Origin of the sequence: Pseudomaricurvus alkylphenolicus (assembly GCF_011683955.1) — a bacterium.
In the GTDB taxonomy this organism is placed as follows: Bacteria; Pseudomonadota; Gammaproteobacteria; order Pseudomonadales; family Cellvibrionaceae; genus Pseudomaricurvus; species Pseudomaricurvus alkylphenolicus.
This window is the reverse complement of sequence record NZ_JAAQPI010000005.1, coordinates 130,664-144,586: the sequence shown is the minus strand read 5'-3', so window position 1 is coordinate 144,586 and position 13,923 is coordinate 130,664. Positions and strand designations below refer to the sequence as shown.

General features: G+C 54.3%; 10 protein-coding genes. 1 reads left to right on the top strand and 9 read right to left on the bottom strand.

Features of this window, described 5'->3' with window-relative positions:
* Window positions 1-56 precede the first annotated feature (56 nt).
* Window positions 57-1,217, top strand: a complete 1,161-nt coding sequence (locus HBA55_RS14835; protein WP_166992840.1) for a GGDEF domain-containing protein — start codon at window positions 57-59, stop codon at window positions 1,215-1,217.
* Between the two features lie 3 nt (window positions 1,218-1,220).
* On the opposite strand, the gene HBA55_RS14830 is transcribed toward HBA55_RS14835, so the two are convergent.
* From HBA55_RS14830 to HBA55_RS14790, 9 genes are all read right to left on the bottom strand, one after another.
* Window positions 1,221-2,681: a substrate-binding periplasmic protein gene (locus tag HBA55_RS14830; protein ID WP_166992837.1), complete on the bottom strand. Its 1,461-nt coding sequence runs from the start codon at window positions 2,679-2,681 to the stop codon at window positions 1,221-1,223.
* Window positions 2,682-2,961: 280 nt separating this feature from the next.
* Window positions 2,962-3,600: a glutathione S-transferase family protein gene (locus HBA55_RS14825; RefSeq protein ID WP_206019811.1), complete on the bottom strand. Its 639-nt coding sequence runs from the start codon at window positions 3,598-3,600 to the stop codon at window positions 2,962-2,964.
* A 23-nt stretch (window positions 3,601-3,623) separates the two neighbouring features.
* Window positions 3,624-4,274, bottom strand: coding sequence for a TetR/AcrR family transcriptional regulator (locus HBA55_RS14820; RefSeq protein WP_166992834.1), 651 nt, complete (start codon window positions 4,272-4,274; stop codon window positions 3,624-3,626).
* Window positions 4,275-4,404: 130 nt separating this feature from the next.
* Entirely contained in the window at window positions 4,405-5,826 is a 1,422-nt protein-coding gene (locus HBA55_RS14815; protein WP_166992831.1) for an amidase, read from the bottom strand.
* 190 nt (window positions 5,827-6,016) lie between these two features.
* Entirely contained in the window at window positions 6,017-6,331 is a 315-nt protein-coding gene (locus tag HBA55_RS14810; protein WP_166992828.1) for an EthD family reductase, read from the bottom strand.
* 15 nt (window positions 6,332-6,346) lie between these two features.
* Window positions 6,347-8,392, bottom strand: coding sequence for a phenylacetic acid degradation bifunctional protein PaaZ (paaZ, locus tag HBA55_RS14805; RefSeq protein ID WP_166992825.1), 2,046 nt, complete (start codon window positions 8,390-8,392; stop codon window positions 6,347-6,349).
* A gap of 531 nt (window positions 8,393-8,923) precedes the next feature.
* The gene (locus HBA55_RS14800) at window positions 8,924-9,304 is read right to left on the bottom strand and encodes a hypothetical protein (RefSeq protein ID WP_166992822.1); all 381 of its coding nucleotides are present in this window, start codon (window positions 9,302-9,304) and stop codon (window positions 8,924-8,926) included.
* 270 nt (window positions 9,305-9,574) lie between these two features.
* Entirely contained in the window at window positions 9,575-11,554 is a 1,980-nt protein-coding gene (locus HBA55_RS14795; protein ID WP_240946094.1) for a DmsC/YnfH family molybdoenzyme membrane anchor subunit, read from the bottom strand.
* A 15-nt stretch (window positions 11,555-11,569) separates the two neighbouring features.
* Window positions 11,570-13,783, bottom strand: coding sequence for a molybdopterin oxidoreductase family protein (locus tag HBA55_RS14790; RefSeq protein WP_166992819.1), 2,214 nt, complete (start codon window positions 13,781-13,783; stop codon window positions 11,570-11,572).
* Between the last annotated feature and the right edge of the window lie 140 nt (window positions 13,784-13,923).

Genomic DNA, 13,923 nt, shown 5'->3' with positions numbered 1-13,923 from the left:
CTGCACCTTCGGGAACCCGACACAAAGGCTCGCGCATATTATTAGCAGGTGCCACATTGCAAAGTCTCGATTTGCAGAACCACGATATCCCGCCGTCGGCGTATCTCGCCCCTACCAACAAGCTGCTTGCTCTGCATACAGCCAGAGTTGCCATTGCTTATCCGGCCCTGTGGGCTGTCATTGCATTATTTGCCGGTTACTTTAACGCATTCCCGGCGGAAAGCCTCGGTGTATTGCTGCTGTTTAGCGCCATTGCAATAATACGCGTCTGGCAATGCCGTCAATTGGGGGACAGCACTCAGGAACTCTGGTTGCGCTGGCACGTGGTCCTGGGCATGACCAACGTCACCCTTTGGGCCGCGCTGAGCTCACTGGTCCTGCTGCATGAGGGAGAGTCCATTACGGCGGTCGCCTGGTTGTTTGCCAATGCCGGCATTATCAGCGGGGGTCTGGCCTATATGGGCATTGTGCCCGCGCTGGCGATTGTGTTTCTGACAGTCATGCTGGCCCCCATCGGTGTTATGGTTTGGGCAAGTGATGTAGAGGGGATCAACGTATTGGCGGTGACGACGGTTATCTTCTGGTTGCAGATGTGTAACATGTCGATTCAAAAGGGCAGGCAACACCATAAAAACCTGACAGACCGCTTTCTGCTGGAACAACACGTCGAGCGCTTCAAGACCATGAGCGAGCGCGATCCCCTGACAGGCATCGCCAACCGGGGCTGTTTTGAAACAGAACTGGATCGCGAGTGGAATCGCGCCCGCCGTACCGGCAAGAATCTGGGTCTGATCTTTGTCGATATCGATAACTTCAAACAGATCAATGACGGCTTTGGTCATCCGGTGGGCGATCAGTGTTTGATGCGCTTGGCGTTACGATTGGAGCAAACCGTGCGCCGCCCGACGGATTTGGTCGCCCGCTATGGCGGTGAAGAGTTTGTCATTCTCTTGCCGGATACGGATCAATCTGGCGCACATCATATTGCTGAGTCTATCCGTGAAAGCCTGGAGTCCAACCCCCTGTTGTTTGATGAATTTGAACTCTCGCTCACGCTAAGCGCTGGCGTAGGTTCTACCCGGCCTGTGGTAAACAATGATAAGGCGACCTTTATCAAGCGCATCGACGATGCGCTCTATCGAGCCAAACAAGGTGGCCGCAATCGAGTGGAGCTGGCCCAGGAAAATCAACCCGGTAAAATCGCTGCGGTTCAATAAGCCTCAATAGGTATTGGCTGAGCGGGCTTCATCCTCCAGCACCAGCTTCAATTGTTCGGTAAATGCCGGAGCCAACGATTGATGGCGCACGTGAAGATAGGGAAACGCATCCGTTTTCAGCAGTGAATTCACAGCGAACAAGGGAGTCTCCAGGGTGAGGTTATCCATTGCCGAGCTGATGCTGGTAGACTCCCCGAGAAAGAAATCGATGCGCCCCGCCGACAACATCTTAAGCCCAATTGCCGTATCGGTAATGGCACTGACTTTAAGGTGCGGCAAGCGCTCCAGCAGTGCCCTCTCTTCAATGGTCCCTCGAACATAGGCAATGGGCGTATTCGCGGGCAACTGCTCCAGCCCCGAAAACTGCAATCCGGGCTGGCGGGACCACAACTCACTTTGCACACCGGCAACCGGCAGATCAATGCGCACCACGCGACCGGGCGCCACCCGCTCCAGAGCCTGACGTCGGCCACAAGTTGCATCGATGCGACCGGCGAGCAGCTCTGCGTTTTCTCTCGCACGCGGCAGCGCAACTATCTTCAAGCGGTAGCCCAATGCTTCGAACGCCCGCTTGTAGTAGCGTGTGGCGCGCTGGTACAAGGGCGATGCCGGTGGAAGCGAGCAGGACATAACAATGGTATTCTGCGTCAGCCGCGGCAACTCTTCGTGTTGGAAAGGTCGATAAGGCGCCTCGTTGATACGCTGCTGCACCGCGGCACTGATCATTGTCTCCAGCGGTTTTTGTGAGGGGTGCAGAAATACGTATACCGGAACACTGGTGAGTTGCTGCTGAGGTTGCAGCGGTCTGCGATGATGCAGATGGTAGTGACTGAGTGTAGCTTCGTAGACCCCGATCAGGTCCAGCTCACGTCGGTTGTATGCCCTCAACATCTCCTCCAGCGATGGATAAACTCGAGTGTTGGTATAGCCAAGATTAACCGCCAGTTCCTTGAGCGGCATCACGGTAGCCATGACACCCACTCGCAGCTGACTGGGATCACCGGGTTGCTCACCCTCCCCCCAGAGGGCAAAACGGGCACTGCGAAAGGCCGGTTTCACCTGAATCAGACCGGTGTCCTGCATGGACTCTCCAAACGCCTCTGTGCGACCGCAATCACCAGCCACTTCGCCACGGCGCAACGCCTCGATACCGGCTGCGTGGTCGACCGTCGTCAAGCTTGGTGAATATCCAGTACCCTTCAAGGCCTGCTGAAGAATCTCCAACAGGTACTGATAATCGGGCATATCATCCGAACTCAGACAGACAAAGGTCAGAGGTGTCTCTGGCGACGCGGCTGATGCTGAGTGATCATGAATGACGGCATTCTTTTGCGGAGTCGCCTGAGGGGCTCTATCTGCCGCAATCGTTTTTAACCAACCCACAGATACACCCACCAGAATCGCCAGGCCCGCAAGAGCAATGCGACCTGAGAGAGACCTTGGGATGGGGGAAGTTGGGATCATGCGGCCTTGTGAAATTCGTTGTTATCGTGGGTTGGCTCAAACAAAGCGGCGCACATTATACGGCGCGTAAATCAACATTTGAACCAAAAATGCGCGACCTGAACGCACTTTGTTATCAATTTGCTGCTTTTCTGTGACCTTAATATGATAATTGGTCTTACAACTTTTTAGTTTTCGGCAACACCCGTGGGGTTGCCGCCCTAGTCTACCCGATAAAACCTGCGGCAGGCGTCAACCCAAAGTTGACAGCAATCCCCCGCCGCGTCTGCTTAGGCCCCCGTCAATCTTTGGCTTTTCGCTCCTTGGCCGCCTCCTCTTTGGCCCGGGCCCGGGCCAGAGCGGGCCGTTCATTGAGGCGGTCGCGGTAGGCTGCGAGATTGTCGAATTCCAAAGGTTGATTGAAAGAGACACCCCAATTGAGGGTATGCCCCAGCAGGATATCCGCCGCGCTGAACTGGCTGCCAAGAATGTAGGGATTGTCGCCGAGACCACCGGAAAGCAGTTTCAGCGCCTTTTGGTACTCCCAGGCAGCACAATCAAAGATGGCCGGCACACGATGCTCTTCGGGTAGGGCGAAGCGGTGTTTACCCAAGGTCCAGAGCGGCTGCTCCAGTTCGGTCAGTGCGAAATAGCACCACTGGTCGTGACGGGCGCGATCTTGGGTACCCGCCTTTGGCACCAGGCCGCTGTGCGGGTGTTTATCTCCCAAGTAGGTCACAATGGCACCGGATTCCAGCAACACCAGGTCACCATCCTGCAGAGCCGGCACCTTTCCTGACGGATTCACCGCCAGGTACTGCTCCGAGCGGTTTTCCCCCGCATAAAAATCGATAGGATCAAATTCATAGTCCTGCCCTACCTCTTCCATCATCCAGGTAACGCGGGTTGAACGGCTTTGGGGTACTCCAAACACTTTCATGATGACCATTCCTCGTCAGGTTTTTAACAATCACGCAAGGCGAGCTCCGCCGGCAGATACGAGCGCAAATAAGCGATACCTGCACGCTTCGCCTCCGCCGCCATGGACGGGGTGATGTGATTATGGTGAATCATCGACAAGCAATACATCAGGTCAATGATTTCAACGGTAAAGAATAGAATGTCTTCCCGATTTGGCATCTTGGGAACATCGAAAAACAGATCAAGATAATTGAGCATCAGCTCACCGATACGGCGGTCGTTTTCCCGATCTGTGCGTTTATATTGCGGCGGTGTCTTGCCACCGATCAGCAACTGCCGCGCATCCGGGCGCTCGGCATAGAAGGTGACAGCGCGATCACAGAAGACTTCGATGGCGTCTTCCCACCGCTTCAGAGAATGCCCTTCCAGAGGCTGCGCCAGACATTCGAGCAGCTCTTCGCCTATACGCTTGGTAAGAGCTGAGTAGACGTCAGAAATATTGGCATAAAAATGATAGGCCGAGCCCTTAGGCACACCGGCGTGCAGGGCCACTTCGTTAAAAGTGATCTCCTCCAGTTCCTTCTCTGCCAATAACTCCGCGGCCGCGTTCAGCAATAAATCGCGTCTGGCCCTGCCTCGGGCCTGGGTACCGGATCGGCGGGTTCGTTTGGGGGTTAGCTGTTGTTCGCTCATTTGATTTTCCGCCGTTTGCTTTCGCGCGGATACTCCCATTTGATCAGACACCTAAAACTCGACCATAAGACCAGTTTTAATTAGACGATCATAATAGGAGGTACGATTACGAGGGTCAAATTCAGGCCGGTTACAAATTCATACTGAGGTGATCCCAGGGACTTGCCTGTTCCAGCTCGTAGGCCAGTTCCAGAAGCATTCGCTCTCGCCCTACCCCTGAGGCGAATTGGACTCCTATGGGCAGGCCGGCTTGACTCCTCGCCAGAGGCAGTGAGATCGCCGGCGCACCGGCAGCGTTTTGAAACAACGTAAAAGGGGCAAAATTCTGCAGTCGCTCGTAGGCAGTCTCAAACTCCACGTCGGGACCGAGATGTCCGAGCACAGGCGGTGTAGTGCCGAGCGTTGGGCTCAGCAATACATCGTACTTCTGGAAAATCTGCTGATATTGCGCTTCGAATTTCCTCAACCGTGAAAGCACCAGGGGCAGTTTCCACAACTGGCGAGTCGCGCGTTTCGCCAGCGCCCGAGTCCAGGGCTCTGTGTATTTACGCAGGTATTCGTCACCCAGTGAAGTTTTGCCAAACCAATAAATAGCAAATCCCAAGAAGGCCCAGTAATGGGTAAAATCGTCAACCAATCTTGGGGAAAACGGGCAATCAATCTCCTCCACAAAATGTCCCAGATTCTGGCAAAGCTCTGCCACAGACAAGGTCGCGTTTTCGACTTCGTGCTCGCAGCGGCTGCCATCAAACTTGTTGACAAAAACCCCGACCCTGAGGCGTTCTTTGACAGGATGACGTACCTCGCCGATGGCCGGCAATGCAGAGTTGGTAAAATGCTGTTCCGCCCCATAGAAAAAAGCGGCCGTGTCCCTGACCGTTCGCGTCAGTACACCTTCGACCGTCACTCGAAGCGGCAGGGTTTCCATGGAGGTTGTACTTAACAACCGACCTCGGGAGGGTTTAAGCCCCACCAATCCGCAGCAGGATGCCGGTATTCGAATCGAGCCGCCACCGTCGTTGGCGTGGGCGATGGGTACCACTCCGGAGGCCACCAATGCGGCCGAACCGCCCGATGATCCGCCGGCAGAATAATCCGGATTCCATGGGTTGCGGGTGGCGCCGCCCAACAGTGGCTCCGTAGTGCCAGTCAGCCCAAACTCGGGCATGGAGCTTTTACCCAACACCACCACGCCGGTGGATTCATACTGACGCACAAACTCGGACGATTCGATTTCGTATTTGATGGGAATCGATAAAGACCCCTGCCGGGTCGGCAGGCCTTTGAAGGGGTGGTTATCCTTGACATACGTCGGCACCCCACTAAAAACGCCGGGAGACAATTGACCGACTTTGTTCCTTGCCTGAACTGGGCAATCTGCCACAATGGCATTGAGCCTGGGGTTGATTTTCGCCGCCCGGTCCATCGCCGCTTCCATGACTTCGCGAGCCGTCACCTCTTTGTCGGCGATGGCCTTGGCAATGCCAACGGCATCTAAGGTTCCCAGGGCATCGTCGTCAAAGGTACTCAGGGTGCCGAACCTCAATGTCATCTAGCTGCGTCTCCTTTTTCACGGCCAAGGGCAATATAGCCCAGGCGCGACAGGAGAACCAGCATAGAATCACGAGCGCAGGTCGAGGACTATAGAGAGGAAGAAAAGGAGGGAATTGACTGGCGGGCATTTCGACCGCCAGTCTGGTCGGTACCGGCTATTACCGTTCAGACAATGCCAGTACCACTCGTCAAAGAATCTCAATCTCGGAGAAGCTGTAGACGGCTTCGGCATCGGTGTAGTTGGGAATGTCCGCATTGATGGTTTTGCCTTCGGCGCCGGTGGCGGCTTTGAAGGCATCAAGACTTTCAAACACCAAATCCACCGAGGCAAACTCCCTGGCATCACCCATGGGTTTATTGGCGGCGCCGGTGCGCAGAACGATCTGTTTAAGCCCGTGAGGACCAAACTTTTCTTGCACCAATGCCAGATGACTGCCGGTGTAGTAGTCCATGTCAAACCTGGCGCCTTCAACGGCGGGATAAGTCACTGTGAGACTGAACATCGTCATAACTTCCTTTTACTGTTGTTTGGATTCCACCAACGTCATGATGCTGTAGATGGCGACGGGTTCATCATTCTGATTCTTCACCTCGATGTCCCACTCCACCACACCGGTGCGCAGATCTTCATCCGGACGCTTGTCCTTAAGGATCTTACGCTTACAGGTAATGCGTGTCTGGATAGTGTCACCAATACCCACAGGCTCGATAAAGCGCAGGTTTTCAAGACCGTAGTTGGCAATAACGGGACCAGGTGCGGGATCCACAAACATACCGGCTGCAGCGGAAATAATCAGATAGCCGTGCGCCACACGCTTGCCAAAGAAGGAGTCCTTGGCTGCCATTTCGTCAAAGTGCGCGTAAAAGTGATCGCCGGAAACACAACCGAAGTTAACAATATCGGCTTCGGTGATCGTGCGACGGTGGGTAACCAGGGTTTCACCGATACGCAGGTCTTCAAACTTGCGACGGAACGGATGCACGTCGGAAGTCAGCTGCTCGGAGCCCGGATTGAATTCCTTGGTAATAGCGGTCAGGGTGGTTGGGCTGCCCTGGATTGCCGTACGCTGCATATAGTGCTTCACTGCGCGCAGGCCGCCCAGCTCCTCGCCACCACCGGCGCGACCGGGACCCCCGTGAACCAGTGTCGCCAGCGGAGAACCGTGACCGGTGGATTCCTTGGCACACTCCTGGTTCAATACCAGCATACGGCCATGATAAGCCGCAGTGCCCAGAATGACCTTGGCAGCGATATCATTATCAGCCGTAACCAGAGATCCAGCCAGTGAACCCTTGCCCAGTTTGGCAATGGCGATGGCGTCCTCGGTGCTGTCGTAAGGCATCAGTGTGGAAACGGGACCAAAGGCCTCTACCGCATGAGGAGTTTCTTCGGTCAAGGGCTTGTCGCAGTACATCAGCGTCGCCGGGAAGAAAGCGCCCTTGTCGGCATCGCCTCCGACGATTTCAAAATCACGGCTGCCGCCGTAAATGATTTCGGAGGACTGTTTCAGTTCCTCAACTTTCTGCCACACGTCTTCCATCTGCGAACGCCCTACCAGAGGCCCCATGCGCACACCCTCGACGGATGGATCACCCAAAGTGGCCTTGGCGAGACGGGCCTGAAGTGCTTCGGACACAGCTTCAACGCGATTCTGGGGCACGATGGCACGGCGAATGGCGGTACACTTCTGACCGGCCTTGACGGTCATTTCCGTGGCAACGCCTTTCACAAACAGATCAAATTCCGGAGAGCCCGGCTCAACATCAGTGCCCAGAATACTGCAGTTCAGTGAGTCCGCTTCCATCGTGAAGGGAATGGAGTTGGCAACGATATTGGGGTGGGTCTTGAGCTTCTGGCCGGTGGAAGCGGAGCCGGTAAAGGTCACCACATCCTGTTCGTTGAGATGATCCAACAGGTCGCCCACGCTGCCGCTGATCAGCTGCATGGCGCCTTCAGGCAAAATGCCGGAGGCGATAATTTCTTTCACCATCACTTCGGTCAGATAGCCGGACGCCGTACCCGGCTTGACGATCACCGGCATACCGGCGGCCAGGCAGGGGGCGATCTTTTCGAGCATGCCCCAGCAGGGGAAGTTAAAAGCATTGATGTGAACCGCGACGCCTTCTTTGGGCACCAGGATATGGCGACCGATAAAGGTGCCATTGCGGGACAGGCCTTCGGCCGGCCCCTCGACCAGGAAGGTTTCGTTGGCCAGCTCGCGACGCACCAGGCTGGCATAGGTAAAGACAGTGCCGATACCACCCTCGATATCCACCCAGCTGTCGGAACGGGTGGCACCGGTCCAGGCGGATACCCGATAGAAGTCTTCTTTCTTTTCCATCAGGTGTTTGGCCATGGCTTTGAGCATGTTGGCCCGTTCGTGGAAGGTCATGGCACGCAGGGCCGCACCGCCCTTTTCGCGACCGTATTCCACGACAGCCTTAAAGTCGATTCCGTCGCTGGAGACGACACCAACGGCCTCGCCATTTACCGCGTTGTAGACCTCGACACCTGAGGACTGACCTTCAACCCACTGGCCAGACACATAGCTCTGAACTTTCATCCGCAATGACCTCTTTGGTTAATCTGGCCCAATATGACTTATGAGCCCTTCTTTGTGTTTTGGTAGCCGACGATTGTATGACACGTGATTTTATTTTTAAACTGGTTTTTTGTGTCATATTGAGATGCAATAACTATTTTGGAGCACAGGAAATAGAAACTAATCCTTAAATATCAAATAGTTATATATACCCATTCACCCGCCGCTGTGATACTTAAAGTAGTACATCGCCGGGAATCTGACTGTCACTGGGAGATGGGATGGCGTTGAGAGCCAGTGCGGGGCGACGCGGGGAGCGAATTTTTGGGGGTCAGAAAATAAAAAGCCCCGAACCAGGTCGGGGCAAAGCGAGGAGAGAGTCACTACAATCTGTTAACTCAGACTGGGGCTCTCCGGAAAAGTTCACAAATTTATAAAAATTTTCTCAATTTTTTATCAAATTTTTTTGAGCGACTCTTGGCAGGACAAACCATAGACTTTTTGATCGCTTTGCGATCGACCAGTGCTTACCCTATACCAATTACAGCGATATCAAGCGCCAACCTGTGGCGGCGCGGTCCGAGGCACCCATTCCCACCACTCGTGCTCGCCTTCCGGTGTGTCTTTGACGGTTTTGTAGATATCCCAGGTGACCAGATAGTCAGGGTTTTGGATATCCACCCCAGATTCGGCATTTTTGTAGTGGCCCTCAGGGGCGATAAACCAGGGAGACAGGTTTGGTGGCAGGATAAAGACCGGGGGCTTTTCGCCTTCGGCAACGGGTTGGCCCTGCAGCTGCACGGAGATACCCTGCTCTTCGTCCGCTCCAATCACAGTGCCGCAGAGTTGAGATTGTTTGAGGAGTTCGCCGTCCAGGTCGAAGTAGCTTAGGCCGATAAGGCAGGTTTTGTTGATCAGGTCCAGCAGGGTCATGGTTTTTCCTGGTTTTTTGGGTTGAGGCACCACATTCGACGAACCACAAAAGTAAAAGGTGGCTGGGGGAGTTATTTCCGAAGCGTAAAACGAGAGCGCCGAAGGAGCAAAAGAGACCGGCGTTTTTTGCCGGGCTCTTTGGGGACTGAGGGAACCCCGGAGGGGCGCCGAAGAGCTTCGGAAATGACTCCCCCAGTCGCCGTTGTGGCACAAAACCCGACGACCAAGAGGAGCTACGACCTAACTCCGCAGCCCGAACAATCCCTAAAATCAATGAACGTGCGGCACTACCCCAACCTGCGGCATCTCAGCCAAACCGATATCGCGAGCATGCTCCTCAAAGCCCTTGTTCTTCCAGAAGAACGCCCCAGGCATAGTGGTCGGAATCACCAATACATAAAACAGAGCACGACCAATCAGACAAGTCATCACCAAAACCAGAGCAACCATCAACCAACCCGCCAGAGCAACTACGCCAGTCGCGGCACTCAAGGTCAGCGCAGAAGCCAGAACCAGATTAACCATCAGCAAGACATTACGCAGAATATAAGTCTTACCAAAGGTCGTACACTGAATGTAATGAGAGGCCGCCCCCTCATGATTGGCACTGCTCATGTCACGATGGTGCCCCAATAACCCAAGCCCTTCCAGAGCAATACCCAGGCACACCAGAGCACCACAGCTAACCAACGCCGCCTGATAATCCACCCCGGCAATCACCAGCGACACCACCAACGTACCACCCCCGAGCAAACCACCCAGAGAAATAAGATTGCCCACAAACGCGGTATTCACCTGATAGTGATTCCAGAACGGACGCGCCTCAATGCGGTAACAGCGAGTCATGTAGTAGAGACCAAAGGCAATAAACGCCAGACACAACACACCAAAACCATCGGCAATTGACGTGGCCGTCTCAACACTGATCAATGCACTGATATCAGCACCTATCAACCCGGAATACAGCGACTGAAACACCCCATTGGCCGGCAGCGAAAACAAGGTATGGAATCCCAGAGTGGCCATAAACCCGGCAACACCCAAAATCTCACGAGACATCGGCGAATGACGCAGGTTGTTAAAACCGCGATAAAAACGATGCGGTTTACCCAGATGCATCGCCGACATAAAGTTACCGGCAGCACCGATCACCAGGCACACGATCAACAAGGGGACATAAACGCTGCTCGCTCTGAAGGCTTCCAGGAATCCCACACCCAGCAAACTGCCCAGGAACGTTAACGCAAACGCCCCCATCACACCCTGCATGGCCAGAGTAAACAGCACCAACGGATTCTCACGGGAACTCAGTTTTGCAAAGTTCCAGTGTTTCTCCTTACCCTTCTTCTGATCCACCATCGGAATAAACGAACCGTCCTCTTCCTTACGGTATTTTACCGGCATGGAATCAGTACGCATCATTTCATTGGGCAGAGTTTTGGTCTGCTGGAAACGAATATTCGGGTGAGTAATCTCCGGTGTCGGGAAACCGGGAATCGAACACTTGGCCTGCTCGCGGTTTTCGGGAACATTCTCAACTACACCAAAGTCCAGCGCATTGCCAACACAGGCAGACACGCAGGCGGGTTTAAGTCCGACTTCGAGCCGGTCCACACACATATTACATTTGGACACCTGCCCCTTCACCGGATCCAACTGCGGCGCATTGTAAGGGCAAACCCATGTACAGTAACCGCAACCAAAACAGGTCTCCGGGTCCTGCAAGACCGCACCGTATTCAGCGTGTTTGGTATAAGCGCGGGTCGGGCAGCCCTTCAGACACACCGGGTTGTCACAGTGGTTACAGGCCATGGATATATTCATGCGCTTGTAGTCAGGGTAACTGCCCCCTTCCACATAACCTACCGAACGAAACGCCAGATGTGCCGGGTTTTCGTTTTTCTCCGAACAGGCCGCTTCACAGGCGTGGCAACCGATACAATTGTCGGCGGTAAAGAAAAAACCGTGCTGTTTGTTGCGGTTGGGATTCACCCCCACGTCCGGATTTTCGTTGATGTACATGGAGCGTTCGGCGGGCAATCCCGTCAGGTCCACCAGGTCGATCAACTGGCCGTAGCGATTCTTTTCATCGACCTTTTTGTCACTCAGGAAGGCGTAGGGTTGCTCCTGGGTACGCACTTCCCAATGGCTGGCGCTTTCCGCTTTTTCCAGCGGCACAACGGGAGTCATATCGCGGGGGTCAAAGATTTCGACGTCTTTCAGGTTTTCCGGTTTAAATTCAGAGTTCATCTTTTTATCCCCCAATCAGAACGCGCGACGATCAGCGTTCAGGCGTGCAGCTTCCTTCTGGTCTATTTTCTCGATACGTGCCGAGCATTGTTTAAAGGCCGGCTGGCGCGAGTATGGATCCAGAAGCCCCAAGGTGAGTCGGTTAACACAGTCGTGGAAGTGGAACGGAATAAATACCGCATTGCGGGCAACGCGATGGGTCAGTTGTACCATAACCACAGCATCACCGCGGCGGGAGGTCAAACGGACGTACTCGGAATGCTTGATGCCCAGCTCTTCGGCCGCATCCGGGTTCATTTCCATATAGGGCGTGGGGCTGAACTTGTTACAGTTACCGATCTTGCCGGTACGGGTACGGGTGTGAAAATGTTCCACCACCCGGCCGCTGTTGAGCCAGAACGGATACTCGTCGCAGGGCTGTTCGTTATTGTTGACGAAGTCCACGCAGATCAGGTTGGCCTTGCCATTGGGTGTCTGAAAGACGCCATCGGTATAGAGTCGCGGGTCTCCCCTTAAACCTTCTTGACCTTTGCGCCCGTCTTCACTGGCACGGTAAGGCCATTGAATACCGCGGGCCTGTTCGATTTTTTCATAGCTCATACCGGAGATGTCCAACGTGCGGCTGGTACCCACGGAGAGCTCCTTCATTTCTTCGAATGCACCTTCCGGTGTCTCTGGAAATTTGATCACCTTGCCGTGGTCGAAGCGCTTGGCCATCTGGTTAAAGATCCAGAAGTCCGGCTTGGATTCAGCGTAGGCAGGCAGCGCGTTGCGCACCAGATTGACGCGACGTTCAGTATTGGTGTGGCAGCCTTCCTTCTCAGCCCAAACCGCTGCCGGAAAGTACACGTGTGAGTACTGGTTTGTCTCCACGTCTTCGTAGCAATCCTGCACCACCAGAAACTCCAGTTTCTCCATCGCCTTGCGAATACGCGGCGTGTTCGGCATGGAGGTCATAGGGTTGGTGGCCACCAACCAAAGTCCCTTGATTTCGCCGGTTTCAATGGCGGGGAAGATGTCGGTTTCTGTGAGACCGCGCTGCTTAGGGAAGAATTCCGGATCAACGCCCCAGTAATTTGCGATCTCATCACGGTGTTCCGGCTTTTCCAGCATGCGATAACCCGGCAGACCCGAGCAGGAAGACCACTCCCTGGTACCCATGGCATTGCACTGCCCGGTAATGGACAGACTGGTGCCGCCAGGCTTACCCATGTTGCCGGTGACCAGATTAAGGTTGTTAATGTTAGCCACGCCATCGGAGCCGTGAGTACTCTGGTTAATGCCCATGGTCCAGATAGACATGGCGGAACCGGCCTTGGCGTATAGGCGCGCCACCATGCGGATGCGGTCCTCATCGATGCCACATTCTTTCTGGGCATTTTCCGGCGCCCACTTGTCCTGGGTCACCAGCGCCTCCAATTCCGCCAGGTTGTTGGTGTGTGCTTCCAGGTAAGCACGATCTTCCAGACCTTCTTTAAAGATCACATGTAACATGGAGTTGATCAGGACGCAGTCCGTGCCCGGTGTAATGGGCAGGTGCACATCGGCAAACTGGGCCAGCATGGTAACTCTAGGGTCTACAACGATCAGCGGGAAGTTACGCTTTTCCTTAGCCTCTTTTAAACGCCAGTAGATGATCGGGTGTTGCTCCGGCAGGTTGGATCCAAACGCCATCAGGCATTCAGTATGTTCAAAATCTTCGTAACAGCCCGGTGCACCGTCAGAACCGAAGGAGCGCTTGTAGCCGGACACGGCGGATGCCATGCACAGGGTAGTGTTGCCATCATAATTATTGGTGCCAATGCAGCCACGCACCAGTTTGCCCAGTGTGTAGAATTCTTCTGTCAGCAGCTGGCCGGTAGATACAATGGCAAACGAGTCGCGGCCATATTTGCTTTGGATCTCTTTGATCTTGTCGGCAGTGCGGTCCATGGCGGCGTCCCAGCTGGTGGGCTGAAAGGCTTCGTGAAATTTATCTCGTATCAATGGGCGGGTACCACGTCCCGGCGATTCAAACAGCTCGTGTTCCAGCAGACCCTTGATACACAACTTACCCCGGTTAACGTCCGCTCCGGCGTGGCCGCGGCTGGTGACCACTTTGCCTTCTTCGCTGAGACCAATCTCAATGGAACAACCGGTGGAGCAATAGTTACAGGTGGTGTATTTCCACTCCGCGACTTTCTTTTCCGGAATCACAATGGGTTTGCGATTTTTGCGGCCAAATAACATAAAACGTCCTGCTCGAAGTAGCGTTTAAATCCTGTGGGCGCCGTCTAGCGGCTACCTCAAAATGGGTACAGATACGCTGCTTTAGCAAAAACAATGCCAAGCACAAAATAGAGACAGGAAGATCAAAAATCAGGCTATTC

What these genes read in the sequence shown, in the direction of transcription:
- paaZ (WP_166992825.1), bottom strand. Translation starts at nt 8,392, where the DNA reads ATGAAAGTTCAGAGCTATGTGTCTGGCCAGTGGGTTGAAGGTCAGTCC.
- HBA55_RS14790 (WP_166992819.1), bottom strand. Translation starts at nt 13,783, where the DNA reads ATGTTATTTGGCCGCAAAAATCGCAAACCCATTGTGATTCCGGAAAAG.
- HBA55_RS14830 (WP_166992837.1), bottom strand. Translation starts at nt 2,681, where the DNA reads ATGATCCCAACTTCCCCCATCCCAAGGTCTCTCTCAGGTCGCATTGCT.
- HBA55_RS14810 (WP_166992828.1), bottom strand. Translation starts at nt 6,331, where the DNA reads ATGTTCAGTCTCACAGTGACTTATCCCGCCGTTGAAGGCGCCAGGTTT.
- HBA55_RS14800 (WP_166992822.1), bottom strand. Translation starts at nt 9,304, where the DNA reads ATGACCCTGCTGGACCTGATCAACAAAACCTGCCTTATCGGCCTAAGC.
- HBA55_RS14795 (WP_240946094.1), bottom strand. Translation starts at nt 11,554, where the DNA reads ATGAACTCTGAATTTAAACCGGAAAACCTGAAAGACGTCGAAATCTTT.
- HBA55_RS14825 (WP_206019811.1), bottom strand. Translation starts at nt 3,600, where the DNA reads ATGAAAGTGTTTGGAGTACCCCAAAGCCGTTCAACCCGCGTTACCTGG.
- HBA55_RS14815 (WP_166992831.1), bottom strand. Translation starts at nt 5,826, where the DNA reads ATGACATTGAGGTTCGGCACCCTGAGTACCTTTGACGACGATGCCCTG.
- HBA55_RS14820 (WP_166992834.1), bottom strand. Translation starts at nt 4,274, where the DNA reads ATGAGCGAACAACAGCTAACCCCCAAACGAACCCGCCGATCCGGTACC.